This window comes from Gordonia sp. N1V (assembly GCF_029269935.1).
In the GTDB taxonomy this organism is placed as follows: domain Bacteria; phylum Actinomycetota; class Actinomycetes; order Mycobacteriales; family Mycobacteriaceae; genus Gordonia; species Gordonia polyisoprenivorans.
Genome location: NZ_JARJDD010000009.1, coordinates 109200 through 125136 on the forward strand (window position 1 = coordinate 109200; position 15937 = coordinate 125136).

General features: G+C 67.4%; 12 protein-coding genes. 8 read left to right on the top strand and 4 right to left on the bottom strand.

Annotated elements, in window-relative coordinates:
• Nucleotides 1-23: 23 nt before the first annotated feature.
• Together P3L18_RS13800 and P3L18_RS13805 are read left to right on the top strand one after the other, a co-directional pair.
• The gene (locus P3L18_RS13800; protein ID WP_079929060.1) at nucleotides 24-866 is read left to right on the top strand and encodes a DUF3027 domain-containing protein; all 843 of its coding nucleotides are present in this window, start codon (nucleotides 24-26) and stop codon (nucleotides 864-866) included.
• Between the two features lie 27 nt (nucleotides 867-893).
• Nucleotides 894-3707, top strand: coding sequence for a hypothetical protein (locus tag P3L18_RS13805; RefSeq protein WP_276114353.1), 2814 nt, complete (start codon nucleotides 894-896; stop codon nucleotides 3705-3707).
• A gap of 21 nt (nucleotides 3708-3728) precedes the next feature.
• Here P3L18_RS13805 and P3L18_RS13810 read toward each other — a convergent pair whose 3' ends face one another.
• On the bottom strand, nucleotides 3729-4337 hold the full coding sequence (locus P3L18_RS13810; protein WP_006367773.1) for a TetR/AcrR family transcriptional regulator: 609 nt from the start codon (nucleotides 4335-4337) through the stop codon (nucleotides 3729-3731).
• A gap of 107 nt (nucleotides 4338-4444) precedes the next feature.
• Between P3L18_RS13810 and P3L18_RS13815 the strand changes: the two genes are divergently transcribed.
• Nucleotides 4445-5587 (top strand): acyl-CoA dehydrogenase family protein, encoded by a 1143-nt coding sequence (locus tag P3L18_RS13815; protein ID WP_276114354.1) that lies wholly within the window; start codon nucleotides 4445-4447, stop codon nucleotides 5585-5587.
• A gap of 368 nt (nucleotides 5588-5955) precedes the next feature.
• Here P3L18_RS13815 and P3L18_RS13820 read toward each other — a convergent pair whose 3' ends face one another.
• Entirely contained in the window at nucleotides 5956-7245 is a 1290-nt protein-coding gene (locus P3L18_RS13820; protein WP_276114355.1) for an HNH endonuclease signature motif containing protein, read from the bottom strand.
• A gap of 575 nt (nucleotides 7246-7820) precedes the next feature.
• On the opposite strand from P3L18_RS13820, the gene P3L18_RS13825 reads away from it, so the two are divergent.
• The 5 genes from P3L18_RS13825 (at nucleotide 7821) to P3L18_RS13845 (ending at nucleotide 14033) form a co-directional block, all read left to right on the top strand.
• Entirely contained in the window at nucleotides 7821-8399 is a 579-nt protein-coding gene (locus P3L18_RS13825; RefSeq protein WP_079929063.1) for a phosphatase PAP2 family protein, read from the top strand.
• A 46-nt stretch (nucleotides 8400-8445) separates the two neighbouring features.
• The gene (locus tag P3L18_RS13830) at nucleotides 8446-10974 is read left to right on the top strand and encodes a PQQ-binding-like beta-propeller repeat protein (protein WP_276114356.1); all 2529 of its coding nucleotides are present in this window, start codon (nucleotides 8446-8448) and stop codon (nucleotides 10972-10974) included.
• Between the two features lie 3 nt (nucleotides 10975-10977).
• On the top strand, nucleotides 10978-12111 hold the full coding sequence (locus P3L18_RS13835; protein ID WP_276114357.1) for an FAD-dependent monooxygenase: 1134 nt from the start codon (nucleotides 10978-10980) through the stop codon (nucleotides 12109-12111).
• Between the two features lie 81 nt (nucleotides 12112-12192).
• On the top strand, nucleotides 12193-12885 hold the full coding sequence (locus P3L18_RS13840; protein WP_276114358.1) for a hypothetical protein: 693 nt from the start codon (nucleotides 12193-12195) through the stop codon (nucleotides 12883-12885).
• A gap of 74 nt (nucleotides 12886-12959) precedes the next feature.
• Nucleotides 12960-14033 carry a phosphotransferase family protein gene (locus tag P3L18_RS13845; protein WP_276114359.1) on the top strand — a complete coding sequence of 358 codons (1074 nt, stop codon included), beginning with the start codon at nucleotides 12960-12962 and terminating at the stop codon, nucleotides 14031-14033.
• An 8-nt stretch (nucleotides 14034-14041) separates the two neighbouring features.
• On the opposite strand, the gene P3L18_RS13850 is transcribed toward P3L18_RS13845, so the two are convergent.
• Together P3L18_RS13850 and P3L18_RS13855 are read right to left on the bottom strand one after the other, a co-directional pair.
• Entirely contained in the window at nucleotides 14042-14719 is a 678-nt protein-coding gene (locus tag P3L18_RS13850; RefSeq protein WP_079929066.1) for a TetR family transcriptional regulator, read from the bottom strand.
• A 68-nt stretch (nucleotides 14720-14787) separates the two neighbouring features.
• Nucleotides 14788-15933 carry an acyl-CoA dehydrogenase family protein gene (locus tag P3L18_RS13855; protein ID WP_276114360.1) on the bottom strand — a complete coding sequence of 382 codons (1146 nt, stop codon included), beginning with the start codon at nucleotides 15931-15933 and terminating at the stop codon, nucleotides 14788-14790.
• Nucleotides 15934-15937: the final 4 nt, after the last annotated feature.

Below are 15937 nucleotides of genomic sequence, written 5' to 3' on the forward strand. Positions count from 1 at the left end.
CACTGGAGGGCGTGACTGGAGTAATGGACGGCCCGCGGTTGCTCGACGCCGTCGAGGTCGCCCGTGCCGCGCTCGTCGAGGACGGGCACGAGCCGGGTGCCCACCGTCAGGCGATCGCGGAAGGCGAATGGGCCGCAGCACACTACTTCGACGCCGATCTCACCGGATACCGCGGCTGGCAGTGGTGCGTGGTGGTTGCCGGCGCGCCCGGGACCGACGCTGTCACCGTCAGTGAGGTGGTCCTCCTGCCGGGCGAAGGTGCGCTGCTCGCGCCCGAATGGGTGCCGTGGAGTGAGCGCGTCGCGCCGGGCGATCTGACGGCAGGCGACATGCTCGCCGCCGACTCCGACGATCCGCGGCTCGTTCCCAACCACGTGGACAGCTCGAGCGCCCTGCTCTCCGAGACTGCCGTGCCGGAGGTCGCCGACGACTACCCGGCCGACGACGTCGAGGCCTCGGCGCCCGACCCCGAGGACCTGGCCGAGGTGGCCGGCGCACTCGGACTCGGGCGGAAGCGGTTGCTCAGCCGAGAGGGCCGTGACGCGGCCGCGCAGCGCTGGTACGACGGCGAGCACGGTCCCGGCGCAGAGATGGCGGTTGCGTCCCCTTTTCCGTGCTGCACCTGCGGTTTCTACATCCCGCTGTCGGGTGGGTTGCGGGTGGCTTTCGGCGCGTGCGCCAACGAGTATTCCGCCGACGGCCAGGTGGTCTCGGCCGAATACGGATGCGGGGCGCACTCCGACGTCGTCGCCCCGAGCGGTGAGGGATCACCGGCGTACGACGCCTTCGACGACGGTGTTCTCGAGATCGTTGCGGTAGGTGCCGGTGCTGCGGGCGCCGACGGCGAGCCGAACGCTCGGGCTTGACGCCCGGAGTTGCCTGACCCCGACCCGGTGCACACTGACCCCTTCGGTACCGCCGACCTCGCTGCGGCGACGCTGTCGGCGTGGCGGGAGTCACCGACACGTCTGGCCGAAGACGTTGCCGCCGAAGATGATCTGGCCAGTGTCGGCTACCGCGACCGCCTGTTCGTCGAACTCGTCACCAACGCTGCCGATGCGGCCCGGCTCGGAGGGGTGGACGGCGAGGTCGCGATCTGGTCGGATGCCGACGGCCTGCACATCGCCAATACCGGTGCGCCACTGACCGAAGCGGGAGTGCGGTCGCTGCTGGCGCTGCGCGTCTCGGCCAAACAGCCCGATGACACCGGTGGCGTCGTCGGCCGGTTCGGGGTGGGATTCAGTGCCACCGCCGCCGTCGCCCACACCGTCGAGATCCGCTCGACGAGCGGGACGATCTGTTTCGATCGTGCACGTGCCGCTGCGGCGGTTGCCGACGCGGGAATCGTTGGCGTAGCGCGTGTTCCGCTCCTGCGGCTGGCCTGGCCGGGCGAAGGGGTCCCGCGCGCGGGTTTCGCGACCGAGATCGTCCTCGGCCTGGCTGGGGGACTCGACCCGCAAGCGATCCTCGACGCGGCCGAGGCGCAGGCCCCTGATCTACTCCTGGCGCTGACCGCGCTCCGGCTGATCACCGTGGAGGACACCGCTTTCGAGATCGACCGGACCGAGCTCGTCAACGACGAATTGTCCTCCGGTTCACGCGCTCGTCGGCTCACGGTGACCGTCACGAGCCGGGGAGATCGGCGGAGTCGGGCATTCACCGAGATCGAGCACGGGCCGTCGCGATGGCTACGCGCCGACGACGGTCGGCCGGTGAGCGCGGGATCGGACGCGCCGGTTGCCGATGTGCTCTGGGCGCCGACACCGACCGACATCGAACTGTCGTTGCCGTGCCGGCTCATCGCCCGTCTCCCGCTCACCCATGATCGTCGCCACGTGCACCCCGATGCCGACATCGCCTCAGCCGCAGCGGGTTACGTGGACGTGCTGCGCCTTGCCGAGCCCGTCGACGGGGTGGCTCTGGTTCCCCGCGCGCACCGCGCGCGGGGCGGCGACGATGCCCGGTTGATCGACGCGGTGCTCCACGAACTGCGTAGCACTGCATGGCTCCCCGGCATCGCAGGGGCGCCGGTGGTGCCGGACCGTGCGTCGGTGCTGATCGGGCTCGGTCCCGACCTCGCGGAGGTGCTCGGCGAGCTGTTCACCGATCTCGTCCATCCGGATCTGTCTCTCGCACATCAACTCCCGGTACTCGAATCGCTCGACGTCACCCGGATCGGCTTGGCGTCGCTGGCCGAGCGGCTGACCGGTGTGGAACGCGACCCTGCTTGGTGGGGGCGGTTGTACGCAGCGCTCGCACCGTTGGTGTCGACGGCCCTCGACGCCGAAGAGCTTGCCGCCCTGCCCATCCCGCGTTCGGATGGTCGGATGAACATCGGTGCGCGTGGATTGTTCACCGCGCACGCCGTGCAGACGCCCCTGCGCTGGATTCGCACCGTCGCGGCCGAGGCCGACCATCCCCTCCTGGAACGACTGGGCGTGCAACGGCTTTCGATCACCGATGCACTCGCCGATCCGGCACTGCGCATGCTCGTCGAGGAGGCCGCCGACCTCGTCGAGGACGGTGCGGGTGAGGAGGTCGACGCCACCGGTCTGGCCGAGGAGGTGCTCGCGCTCCTCGGTGCCGACAGCGAAGCCGTTGTGCCCGAATGGCTGTCGCGGCTTCCGCTGCCTGCCGACGACGGTGACTTGCGTAGTGCCGACGAGTTGCTCCTCGTCGATTCGCCGTTGGCCGCGGTGCTCGTCGAGGACCATCCCTTCGGTCTGCTCGACGGTGACGTCGCCGAGCGACATGGTGCGCACGTGCTTCGCCGGCTCGGGGTGGGGTGGTCGTTCGCGGTGATCGTCGACGACCTTCCGACGGGGCCCGACCATGATCTTCCCGACGAGGAGCAGTGGTGGGAGACCTTGCCGGATGCCCCGGAACGTCTGTGCGCCATCCGCGATCTCGACCTCGTCGCCCCCGATCGGTGGGAGCAGGCCCTGACGTTGATCGTCGAGGATGAGCAGGCGGCACGAGCGCTCGACGATCGCGAGGGGTACACCGCCTGGTGGTTGCGTCATTTCGCCGAGGTCGACGGTTTACTTCTCGGTGAATACCGTGCGCCGTCGGATCACTCGCTCGTCGGTGTGCTCGATCCGCTGGTGCATCCCCACGCGGACGCGCTGGCCCCTGCGCTCGCAGCGCTACCCCCCGAATCCGCCACGGAGGCATCGTTGTTGCTGGCCAGGCTGGGCGATCGAGGTAGATCGATCTCCCCCGGGGTCACTCGCGCGATCTACTCCGCGGTGGTCGAGGTCTGCCGGTCGGGGAGGATCGACTGGTCGGAAATCGACGCACCCGACGCCGTGCGGGTCGCCTCGGGTACCGCCGTGCCCACCGATGGCCATCGCGTTCCCGTCGTCCTCGATGACCCGTGGTGGGCACAGGCCGTCGATCCCGTTACCCTCGTGATCGGTCCCGACAGTCCCGAGGGCGCAACGCTTCTGGCCGACATCCTGGATCTCCCGCAGGTGTCGGAGGAGTTCACCGCCGAACCGGTCGGTGCGGGGGAGTACACGACGGCCGACGACACCGCAGCGGTGTTGTTCACCGCCGAAACCGGAAGGCCGGTACCGGGCGAGGTTCGTGTGTATGACGACCTGCGGATGGCATTGTCGCGCAAGGGTGGTGGCGCATCGAGTGAGGTTCGGGTGCGGTGGTGGGTCGACAGCCGGGGCGTCACGTATCTGTCCCGCCGGCGTTGATGGCGGCCTCGACGCCGACCGTCAGCGTCGTTGGGCGTCGATGCCGGTGGTGAGGATCGCGGCGAGCTGCCGGTAGGCTGCGGCGTCGTCGAGGCCCGTGGTCGCCGAGACCTCCCGTCGCTGGATGCGGCTCATCATCGTCGCGGCGACGTCGGCAGCGAACGCGGCGTTGACATCCCGGAACTCGCCGTCGCGAACTCCGGCGTCGATCAGCTCCCGCACCCGGCGAGCGGCTGCGGCGGTGTTCTGTTCGTACAGGTCGCGGGTCGGGCCGAAGGCGTGGAGGTCGGTCATGAACACCTCGGAGGCCGGGGAGAGTTCCTCGCCGACGGCGATGAGGTAATCGATGACCGCCTCGCGTGCCGACGTCGCCGCCGCGACCCGCGCCTCGACGTGCTCGGTGGCGACCCGGAAGAAATGCGTCACCGTCTTGGTGACCAGTTGCTCCTTGCTGTCGGCGAGGGTGTAGATCGTCGTTTTGGAGCAGCGCAATCTGCCGGCGAGGTCGGCGACAGACAGATGTGCGAAACCTTCGGCGAGGAGCAGAGCGAGGAGGTCGTCGAACAGCGCTGCGCGTCTCCGGGTGCCGAAGTCGGTGACGCCCGGACTTGCATTCGCCCCGCGGGTCATGATCGCTCCTCACTGCTGGGTCGCCGGACTGCTGTGGCCTTCCGGCGTCGAGAATAGTACTGTGAAGCGTACCTGAGTACTGTCTCTAGCCCGGAAAGGCTCGCCACATGGCTGTTGATCGTCTGCTCCCCAATGATGAGGCGCGCGACCTGATCGCCCTGACCCGCGATATCGCCGACAAGCGTCTGGCGCCGATCGCCGACGCGCACGAGAAGGCCGAGACGTATCCCGACGGGCTCTTCGCCGAGCTCGGGGAAGCGGGACTCCTCGGGCTGCCGTATCCGGTCGATTGGGATGGCGGAGGCCAACCGTACGAGGTCTACCTCCAGGTGCTGGAGGAACTCGCGGCGCGGTGGGCGGCAGTGGCTGTGGCGACCAGCGTGCACGGCCTGGCGTGTCACCCGCTCTTCAATTTCGGCACCGAAGAGCAGAAACAACGTTGGCTTCCGGACTTGTTGAACGGCAAGCTCATCGGCGCCTACAGCCTGTCAGAGCCGCAGGCCGGCTCCGACGCGGCGGCACTGAATTGCCGAGCCAAGGCTGCGGACGACGGCTATCACGTGACCGGGACCAAGGCGTGGATCACCCATGGCGGCATCGCCGACGTCTACAACTTGTTCGCGCGCACCGGTGAGGGGTCGAAGGGGATCTCCTGCTTCTTGGTTGCGCGAGACACCGACGGCCTCACCTTCGGCAAGCCCGAGGAGAAGATGGGACTGCACGCCGTCCCGACCACTGCCGCCACCTACGACGACGCTGTCGTCGACGCGGACCGGCTGATCGGCGCCGAGGGCCAGGGACTGCCGATTGCCTTCTCCGCGCTGGATTCCGGACGATTGGGAATCGCAGCCTGTGCCACCGGATTGGCGCAGTCGGCGCTCGACGCTGCGGTCGAGTACGCACAGGAGCGAACCACCTTCGGCCGCAAGATCATCGACCACCAGGGCTTGGGTTTCTTCCTCGCCGACATGGCCGCCGCCGTCGACTCGGCACGCGCAACCTACCTCGACGCCGCTCGCCGACGGGACGCCGGACAGCCCTATTCACGTGCGGCCGCCACGGCCAAGCTCATCGCGACCGACGCCGCGATGAAGGTCACCACGGACGCGGTACAGGTCCTCGGCGGCAACGGTTACACCCGTGACTTCCGGGTGGAGCGCTACATGCGCGAAGCCAAGATCACCCAGATCTTCGAGGGCACCAACCAGATTCAGCGGCTCGTGATCAGCCGCGCACTCGCTGCAGGCTGACACCCCGTTCCTTCTCGGAGAGGTTTTCCGGGCCGCGGTGATTCGAATCCAGCTCTGGTGCAGGTGGTCTCGAGGCTCGCCGCACGCGGCTCACACCTCGACCATCGGGGGATGGCGATGCATCGAAGGATGCTTAGCCCTTCCCACCCGGCGACCCTTCCCACCCGGCGACCCTTCCCATCCCGGTGGTCGAGGTGCCGAGGAGCGTTAGCGACGAGCCTCGAGACCTGTTGTGCCGACAGGTTTCCGGGCCGCGGTGGCACGCGCACCTCGACCATCGGGTGGGATTATCGCTATGGAGTTCTCAAACAACAGATGCGGTCCCGGCCAGGCCGGGTGCAGGGAATCAGGTAGTGGGACAGCGCAGGTCAGGCTGCGGTGTCGTCGAGTCGCATGGTGCGTCGGTGATACGACGGCACCGGCCGGCGTTTCGGATCCACGCTGGCGGGTGGGATCAACCAGGGGTGTCGGTCGAAGCCCATGATGATGTCCCATCCGTGGTGGTGCACATCATCATGACAACTGCTGCAGAGGAGGCAGCCGTTGTCGAGGTCGGTGGGACCACCATCGGCCCAATGCTTGAGGTGGTGTCCTTGGCAGCGTCCGGCGTGTGCACCGCACTTTATACACCCGCGATCCCGCACCAACAACGCTTTCCGTTGCCCGGGGGTGAAGAAGCGCTTCGCCTCGCCAACACTGAGCGGTACCCCGTTGGGATCGAGCATGATCTTGGTGATCGTGGTATCACACGACAGCAGTTTCGCGGTGGCTTCGGTGATGGCTCCCATGTTCTGCAAATCGCCGCCGAGCGCCGGGTTGTCCGCCGACCAGGTCCACAACAGTCCGTTGGTCGGTTTCGCCGAGAAGGTGGTGTCCGCCAAACCTTGTGCCGCCAACTCCACGATCGTTTCGAACGCGGCCGCGCAGATTTGTTCGGGTGTCCGGGGATCGGGGGAGCCGTCGGGTTGAGGCTTGGGCGCCGACAAGGTTTCCATCAGAGTTCTGGTTTTCTCACCGGCGACGATGTCGAGGTTCGCCGAGATCTCCAGCCGTCCGTCGTCGGTGATGCGGTCGGTGTAGGAGTTGATCTTCTTGTCCTCGGCGGCCGGTAACCCGCCCGGTGTCTCCGCGGCGAGCTCGTTACCCAACTGCCTCGCGTAGGTGGTGATCTCGGCGGGGGTGAAGCCGGCGAAGTAGTGCGACAAGAGTTTCCGCAGAAACTCGCAGCGTTGGACGGTGTCCAAAGGCTCGGGGCATCGGGTGTCGATGTGCGCCAGACCGCGGACGACGGCATCGACGTGTTCGGAGGAGATGGACCCGTCCGCTGCGTGCGCCAACAACAGGTCGACATCGGTGGTGGTGGCAACCCGCACATACCGACCCGCGACGGCTGGCGCGAAACCCATGCTGATCAACAACTCTCGCAGCCGGGTGGTCTTGTGATCGGCCACGCCCAGCCGATCCATCTCGCCGGTGAGGGTGGTGGCGTGGTGATCAACCAGGTTGCGCAACAACAGGACTTGTTTCATCGCACCGAAAGCTTGTGGCCCGGTCATCTCCGGATTCCATTGCAGGTCGCTGAGTCGGGCGACGATGGCGGCGAAGATCGCCTCGGCATCAACGGTTTCCGCGTCAAGAGTTGCGGCGGTGTCGATCATGAACCCCTCCCCAGTGGCTGATCGGTGTGATAGGTCCAGTCTACAGGAAAGTATGTTCGATGCAAGGGGTATTTCCGATCAATTGTGCTTGTGGACAACGTGTTTCGACGTCAATTTTCTGTCGGTGGGATGTGGTAGGGGGTGTGTTTTTCGCTTGTCTTGCTGTCGATGTGGTTGGGGGGCTTGTTGTCTCGCCGGGTCTGGAGGCTCGCCGCACGCGGCTCGCACCTCGACCATCGAGGGGGAACAGTTCTCGACCATCGAGGGAATGGTGCTCGAGCATCGGCGGAGAGGGGCGCTCGACCGTCGGGGGAGGGGTGCTCGACCGTCGGGAGAGGGCGCCTGGACTGTCAGGCGTGATGAGTTCGCGGCTCCACTGTGCAGACGCGGCTGGTGCAGCAGGGGCGTCTGCAAATTCGGCTCGCGTTCAGATCGTGCGACGGTGGATGTGGTTGGGAGTCTTGTTGTCTCGCCAGGTCTCGAGGCCCGGCGCACGCGGCTCGCACCTCGACCATCGAGGGGAGGGTTCGCGATCATCCGGAGGAACCGTGACAACCGATCAGTAAGGTGGCGTCATGACGGCCAAGCTTGCCTTCGAACGGCTTCGGATAGACGACGATGTCACCAACTGGATGGTCGAGGGCAGGTCGCAGCCGTGGATCGGGGTGGCGCATGTCGTCACCTTCTTCGGAAACTCGCTGACGATGACGGCCATCTGCACGGTGGTGGTCGTCTGGCTGATGATTCGGCGCCACGTAGATGAGGCGGTGCTGCTGGCCGTCGGGTCATTGGTGGGCGCGGCGGTGATGGTGACGTTCAAACACGTTGTCGCGCGGAGTCGTCCGCCGGTCACCGACCGGCTGTTGCACATCGAGAGTTATTCGTTTCCGAGTGGGCACGCGATGATGTCGATGGTCGTCTACTGTCTGCTCGCCGTCGTCGCCTACCGCCTCAGTCCGTGGGTCCGGGGCCACCGGTGGGTGTTGCTCGCCGCGCCCGCGTTGTCGTTCGCGATCGGCGTGACCCGGGTGTACCTCGGCGTGCACTGGACCACCGATGTGCTCGCCGGCTGGGCGTGCGGCGCCTTGTGGGTACTGCTGTGCGTATGGGCCTCGACACGGGTCACGGTGCGCAGAAATGGTCCGATCGGATGACAGTCGACGCTGCAACGTCGGGGTCCAACTCGGCTTAACTGAAACGATGTCCGACTCGGATGAACTCGCCGGCGACAACGCCTCGGACGCGACGGAGTTCATCGCGCGTCCCGCGCCGCCCACGACGCTGGGCCCTCAGTCTCCGGTACCGCCACCGCCTCCACCGGTCACCGGGCCGCAGGCGGCGTATCAGCCGACCATGGCGCGACCGATGCCGCCGGCGGGCGCCGGATATTTCGGCCCGCCGTCGGGCCCGTATTCCGGACCACCTCCCGGGATGCCATCGGGGATGCCGCCCGGATATCCGAGCGGCAGATTCCCGGCCCGGCCTCCCGGCATGACGCCACCCCGTCGGCGCCGTGCGCTGCCGTGGATTCTGACCGCTGTCGCCCTCGTCTGCGTCGCCGGATTGGTTGCCGGTGGACTCGTCTGGTGGACCAGCCGCCACGACGACTCGAGCCACGCCGCCCCCCTCGACGGGCAACTCACCGGCACGTTCCCGACCGCGCCGACGGCGAAGTGGCAGGTCGGCGCCTCGCAACTGGGTGGCGAGCGGTTCGTCTCGCCCGACCCGAGCAGGGCCCAGTACCTTTCGCTCGGTGCGGTCCACGACGAGCACACGCTGGTGACCTTCGTCAGCGGCCCGTCCTCGTCGGGCCGCACGCTGGCCGGCGTCGACGCCGAGACCGGCAAGCACTGGACATCGTCGCGAACCGTGCAGGGCTGCTCGGACACGATCGTCAACGGCCGGATCGCTTGCTATGACCAGTCGACCATCACCTTCTTCGACACCTCGACCGGCTCCGTCGTTGCCACCGCCGACAACCCGTCGCCCGGGGCCTACGAGATCGCACTCAACACCGACGGCGCCTACCTGCGATCGTTCACCGATGGTGGATTGTCCATCATGAAGGTGGACAACAGCGCGCACGCGGTGTGGACCAAGTCCTACCCGCTCGGCGACAGCACCCCCGGCGGGGATGCGTCCAGCTTCACTGCCACGTCGTCGCTGGTGGCCAGCGGTCAGACCTCGGTGCTCGTCGTGTCGGCCGCCGACGGCCGAGAACTTCTCAACCGTGCCGGATACGCCGTCACCGAGCCGTTGGCCGATGGTTCCATCGCGGTCATCTCGGCCTCGGGTTCGGGAGGGCTGGCCACCAACGCGGGCCCCGTGGTCGTCGTACGACCCGACGGCACCACCGTCGAGATCCCCGGCTCGTCGGTGTCGGTGCCCACGGTGGCCTCGCCGAATCAGCGAGGCCACCTTCTCGTCGACGGTAGGTGGACCTCGGTGGCTGACAAGTCCAGTACTTGGACGACCGCGGTCGGCGGACCCGACTCGCCGTACGGCGCCACCACCGCTGTCCTCGCCGACGATCGCGAGGTGGTCATCGCGCAAGGTGAGGACCTGACCGTGGCCGATACCGCGACGGGGCAGACCCGCTGGACACAGAAGGTAGCCATTTCTTACACAACGGGTTTCCCGGTCACCGACGGACAGCGGTTGATCGCTGCCGACCCCACGGGTGGGATCACGGCGCTGGCGTTGGCCGACGGCAGCAACGACTGGTCGCTGCCCGTGTCCACCGTGGGCGGCGCCTCATCGGACTCGTCGCCGGCCGCGCAGACCTTCGCCGTCGGATCGACTCTGGTGACCTTGACGGGCACGACGATCACCGGCTTCGCACCCACCGGCGGCCCGGCGGGCCCGCCGGGCATCGCGCCGGCCCAGACGCGGACAGCCGCGGAGGGCACGGTCACCCACTGTGCGACCGCACCGACGTTCACGCCGCAGCAGTTCCGCACGACCCCGGCCGGCCTGGTCGCGACGATGAAGGTCGTCGCCACATGTGCCGACGGAGATGTCATGTCGGGCACCGGAACCCGCATCTCGATCGCGGATTCGGGATCGCTCGTCGCCTCCGGGCGATTCGACTTCTCCCGGGCGCCGGCCGCCATCCCGCCGAGCGACGTCGGCGAGGGCATCACCATGGAATTGACCTACCCGCCCGGCTCCTTCTATCGGACGCCCGACACCCTCGGCCAGGCCAACGGCACGGCCGCGGGAACGTTCACCGTGGACTGCGACCCCGGGCCCCAAACCACGACATCGCTACCGAAGCCGGAAGGCGGTTCGGCCGCGCCACCCCAGGTCTCCACGGGTCCGGAGCTGCCGCCGGGCGTCGACCTCGGTTCGACCACCGGTGATGCGCTTCGTAGACAGGCGAATTCGGATCGTACCTTCATCCTCTCCACTCTCAACAACCGGTGGGTGGCGCAACTGAGCTCCAAACGGCCCGGCCTGTTCGCCGACGGCAAGACCTGGGACAACCAGGCCATCCTCGACGAATTCCTGACACTGAGATTGCGGTTCAACGATGTTCGGCTGCTGTACTCCGACGAATGGAGTGTCTTCAGTCAGTCCGGCTGGTGGGTGACGGTGGCCGCGGCGACCTTCCCCGGGCCGGACCAGGCCAACGCATGGTGTGCGGCACAGGGATTCGACGGTGAACACTGCTTCGCCAAGCTCGTGTCGACCACGGCGCCGCCGGACGGGTCCACGCGCTACCGTTGAGCGATGCGGGTCATCGTGGTGGGTGCGGGCATCGGCGGTCTCGCGATCGCGGTGGGACTCCGGCAGGCCGGCGTCGACGTTCAACTCCTGGAGCGTGCCGACCGAGTGCGTGCGCACGGTTCCGGATTGTCGTTGTTCGGCAACGGGTTCCGTGCGCTCGACGCGATCGGGATCGGAGACCAGGTGCGCGCTGCCGCCGGTCCCGCGGGTGTGGTCAATCGATCCGGAACACGCAGGCCTGACGGCTCCTGGTTGACGCGGATGGCGTCGACCCATGATGTGCGGGTGATCGACCGCGCCGACCTGTATCGCATTCTGCTGGCCGCGGTCCCGGCCGGATCGATACGCGCGGGCGCGCGGGTCGTCGAGGTCGGCGACACCTCCGTGGTCCTCGACACCGGCGAGCACCTCAGTGCCGATGTGATCGTCGGCGCCGATGGCCTGCGGAGCGCGGTGCGCTCCAGCGCTTTCGACGACCCTGGAGTACGCGACAGCGGATACGGTGCGTGGCGCGCGATCACCACCCGACCGGTGGCGACCGACACCGCGGGTGAATCGGTCGGCCGCGGTGCGAGGTTCGGGATCGCCCCGCTCGCCGACGGCCGCGTGTACTGGTTCGCGTGCGTGTCGTCGCCACCCGGGTCGAGCCCGGCGGGCGACGCCGCCATGGAGGAGGTACGTCGCCGCTTCGGTCACTGGCACCAGCCGATCGAGGAGATCCTCGACGCCACGGATCCGGCATCGGTGTCGTATCTGCCGATCGAGGAGCTGGCGGCGCCCCTGGCCTCGTTCGTGTCGGGCCGGCGGGTGTTGATCGGGGATGCCGCGCACGCGATGACTCCCAACCTGGGCCAAGGCGCGAACCTGGCGATCGAGGGCGCGGCCACTCTCGCCACCCTCCTCATCGCCGCCGCGAAGCACAACAACGAGCTACCCGCCGTCCTCGCCCGCTACGACGCCCTGCGTCGACGGCGCACGCAACGGATTGCGCGCCAGGCCCGGGTACTCGGTGCGGTGATGCAGGCGAGTCATCCGGTCACCGCGACGCTGCGTGACCTGGCCATGCGGTCGGTTCCTGCCCGCGCGGTGGACTCCCGGGTCCGCGCGGTCACCAGCTGGTCCCCGCCGACAGCGTGACGCTCTTGACGTAACGCAGGTCACTTGTTTAGATTCATATTTCATATTTGATGTTGCGTGCGAGCCGTTCGGGGGGTCGGTGTGAGTGGTCTCGTGGTGGCGGGAATCGTGGTCGGGGCGGTTCTCGCCATCACCCTTCTCGGTGCGATCGGCCTCGTCATCGCCTACGGTCTCGCCACCCGACCCGACCGATTCGCGGTGCGGGAGGTGGCGCTTGGTGACGTCGACCGCTACATCGCGACGCGGGCGGCCTTCGCCATCAGCCTCGAATACACGACGCCGTTGTCGCGGCGTGAGGTGTGGGATCGGCTCGCCCATGCCCACTATCTGAGCTCGCTCCCGTTTCTTCGGGGGCCGATCTGGATCCACGCCGGTGCGTCGGAGGGGAACGCACCGGCGGGTCCGGTGGTCGGCGATTGGCGGACGATGTCGGGAACCTTCCTCTCGGTGGCCCAGCGCGCCACGGAGGTGATCGACGGCGAGCGGATCACCCTGACCGGCACCGGCGTCTCGGTTCCGTTGGCCATCAAGGACTTCGCGGAGCGATTCACCATCTCCGACGGCCCGCGACCGCGCACACTGACCGTGCGCTGGGAGATCGCCGGATCGCCACGATGGGTGGCCTTCTTGCCGTGGCGGTGGGGAGTACCTCTGGTCCGCCCGGTGCTCGCGTTCGTACTGCGGCACATCCTGCGGCTCAAGCCGTTTCGACGTCCACGCGACAATCGGGGCCCGGACGAGCACCAGAACAGCGGTACCGCCGTCCCGCACTGATCGAACCGCCCTCATCCGAGTGGCTGTGATGGTTACCCTCGACTGAGACGAGAACGACGAGGAGGGCCGGACAAGTGGGACTGCAGGTGGCGGGTGCGGGTGAGGTGCGTGCCGAGGACAGCTTCGACGTCGGCAAGGTCGCCGAATGGCTGCGGGAGCACGCGCAGGACACGACCGGACTCGACGCCGAGCCGCAGGTCCGTCAGTTCTCGGGCGGTGCCAGCAATCTCACCTACCTGCTGTCGTATCCGGGCCGGGACCTCATCCTGCGTCGCGCGCCGTCGGGCACCAAGGCCAAGGGCGCTCACGACATGGGCCGCGAGTACCGCATCCAGTCGCGGTTCGCGCCTGTCTTGCCCTATATCGCCCCGATGGTGGCCCACTGCGACGACCCCGACCTGATCGGCGCCGAGTTCTATGTGATGGGCCGTCTGGAAGGGATCATCGCCGGCCGGGACTGGCCGTCGGACGTGCCGTTGCCGCCGGAGTCGGCACGACGGTTGTGCCACAACTTCATCGACGTGCTGGCCGAGTTGCATTCGGTCGATCCGGGTGCCGCCGGACTCACCGATCTCGGTAAGGGATTCGGGTATGTGCAGCGTCAGGTCGATGGGTGGTCGGCACGATTCCGCAACGCCCGCACGCCCGACGTTCCCGACTACGAGTCGACGATGGTCTGGCTCGCGGAGAATGAGCCCGACGACGTCGCGAACTGCGTGATCCACAACGACTTCAAACTCGACAACGTCGTGCTGTCGGCCGACGACCCGACCCGGGTCATCGGCATCCTGGACTGGGAGATGGCCACCCTGGGAGACCCGCTGATGGATGTGGCGGGGTCGATGGCCTACTGGGTGCAGGCCGACGACGACGAGCAGGTCAAGGCGATGCGTCGGGTGCCGACCACGATGCCGGGAATGATCACCCGCGCCGAGTTCGTCGAGCGCTACTGTGCGGCAATGGGATTCGAGATGAATCCGGAGCGCTGGCGGTGGTATGAGGTGTTCGGGTTGTTCCGCTTCGCGGCGATGGCCCAGCAGATCTATTACCGCTATTACCACGGCCAGACCACCAACGAGATGTTCGCCCTGATCGGTCAGTCCGTGGGAATGGTCGAGAAGCGACTCGATGCCCTGATCGGCGGCTGACGGCGAGATCAGAGTCCGGCCAGGTACCGATCGAGATGGTCGTGGGCCACCAATGCGCGCAACGCGATCCGCAGCTGGGTGGTGACGTATCCGTCGAGGTCGAAGGCGGGCGCGAAATGCCAGTGCTTGAGCGCCCACCCGTGCGCCAGCATCATCAGGTCGAACACGACGAGATCGGCGTCGACGTCGTCATGCACCAACCCGGCGGCGATCGCGGCGGTGATGGCCCCGCGCATCGGCGCGGAGGTCTGCACCTCGAGCTGTTTGATCCGTTCGCGTCCGTCGGCGTCGAGGGTCCGGCTCTCGCGGTAGGTCAGGACCACCGCGTCACGGTTGGCGTCGACGATCGCGACGTACTCCCGGAACCCGGCCATCAACTGCTCGACCGGGTCGTCGCCGGCGAGTTCCATCGCCGGGGCGAGCTGATCGCGGAACTTCTCGAGGATGTCGACGATGGCCGCGAGGAGGATCTCCTCCTTGCCGCCGAAGTACTTGTAGAACAGGCCGACGCTGACGCCGGCCTCCTCGGCCAGCGCCTGCATCGACATCTGGTGGAACCCCGTGCGCTCCATCACCGCCACCGCGGCATCGAGCAGCTGGCGGCGACGCGAGGACACCCGCACCGCGCGGACCGCCTCCTCCACCGCGGTGTCGGTCGCCGACCGTGCCGCCGCCGTCTTGGCCACCGCAACCCTCCTCGTTCACAAGTGGTGAACTGGAGTTCACCACCACGCCGTCACCGTAGGGTAGTCGATCAGATGCCGAGGTCCTTGGCGATGATCGTCTTCATGATCTCGGTGGTGCCGCCGTAGATCGACTGGATGCGCGCGTCGAGAAATGCCTGTGAGACCGAGTATTCGCGCATGTAGCCGTACCCGCCGTGCAGTTGCAGGCACCGGTTGGCCGTGCGGAACTGCAACTCGGTGGCCCACCACTTGAGCTTGGCCGCGCGGGCCGCCGTCAGCTCGCCGGCGACGTGTTCGGCGAGGCAGTCGTCGAGATAGGTACGTGCGATGTCGAGTTCGGTGGCGATCTCGGCGAGCACGAACTGCGTGTTCTGGAAGGAGCTGATCGGCGAGCCGAATGCGGTGCGATCGGTGACGTAATCCATCGTCCGCGCGAAGGTCCCCTCCGCGGCGGCAACCGCGCCGACGGCGAGCGAGAGTCGCTCCTGAGGCAGATTGTGCACCAGCTGGTAGAAGCCGGCGCCCTCCGCACCCAGGCGGTTACGCACCGGAACCCGCATGTCGACGAACGAGAGCTCGCTGGTGTCCTGCGCATGCAGGCCGATCTTGTCGAGCTTGCGGCCCCGCTGGAAACCCTCGGTGTCGGCTTCGACCACCAGCAGGGTGAGTCCCTTGTGCTTCTCGGGCCCGGTGCGCACCGCGACGACGAACAGATCACCGTTGCGCCCGTTGGAGATGAAGGTCTTGGACCCGTTGACGACGTAGTGGTCGCCGTCGCGCACCGCGGTGGTGCGGATGCCGGTGAGGTCGCTGCCCGCACAGGGTTCGGTCATCGCGATGCCCAGGACGGTCTCCCCGGAGACGATGCCGGGCAACCAGCGCGCCTTCTGCTCGTCGTCGGCCATCTCGGTCAGATACGGCAGCACGACGTCGTTCTGCAGGGAGAAGGCGATGGCCTCGGCCGCCGCGCCGGTCCGGGCGGTCTCCTCGATGACGATGGCATGATAGCGGAAGTCGTCGACGCCGGGGCCGCCGAAGTCGTCGGGCACGCTGAAGCCGAGTAGTCCGTTCTTGCCCGCCTCGGTGAACAGGGTGCGATCCCAGAGCCCCGCCCGCTCCCATTCATCGTGGTGCGGGGTGATCTGCTCGGCGACGAACTTGGTGACGGTCTCGCGGAATTGCCTGTGTTCGATGTCGTGGGTCAGTGCGCTCATGTCG

Bases quoted from the DNA above. Each gene is read 5' to 3' on its own strand.
- P3L18_RS13835 (WP_276114357.1), top strand. From the start codon at position 10,978: ATGCGGGTCATCGTGGTGGGTGCGGGCATCGGCGGTCTCGCGATCGCG.
- P3L18_RS13810 (WP_006367773.1), bottom strand. From the start codon at position 4,337: ATGACCCGCGGGGCGAATGCAAGTCCGGGCGTCACCGACTTCGGCACC.
- P3L18_RS13800 (WP_079929060.1), top strand. From the start codon at position 24: ATGGACGGCCCGCGGTTGCTCGACGCCGTCGAGGTCGCCCGTGCCGCG.
- P3L18_RS13815 (WP_276114354.1), top strand. From the start codon at position 4,445: ATGGCTGTTGATCGTCTGCTCCCCAATGATGAGGCGCGCGACCTGATC.
- P3L18_RS13830 (WP_276114356.1), top strand. From the start codon at position 8,446: ATGTCCGACTCGGATGAACTCGCCGGCGACAACGCCTCGGACGCGACG.
- P3L18_RS13820 (WP_276114355.1), bottom strand. From the start codon at position 7,245: ATGATCGACACCGCCGCAACTCTTGACGCGGAAACCGTTGATGCCGAG.
- P3L18_RS13825 (WP_079929063.1), top strand. From the start codon at position 7,821: ATGACGGCCAAGCTTGCCTTCGAACGGCTTCGGATAGACGACGATGTC.
- P3L18_RS13855 (WP_276114360.1), bottom strand. From the start codon at position 15,933: ATGAGCGCACTGACCCACGACATCGAACACAGGCAATTCCGCGAGACC.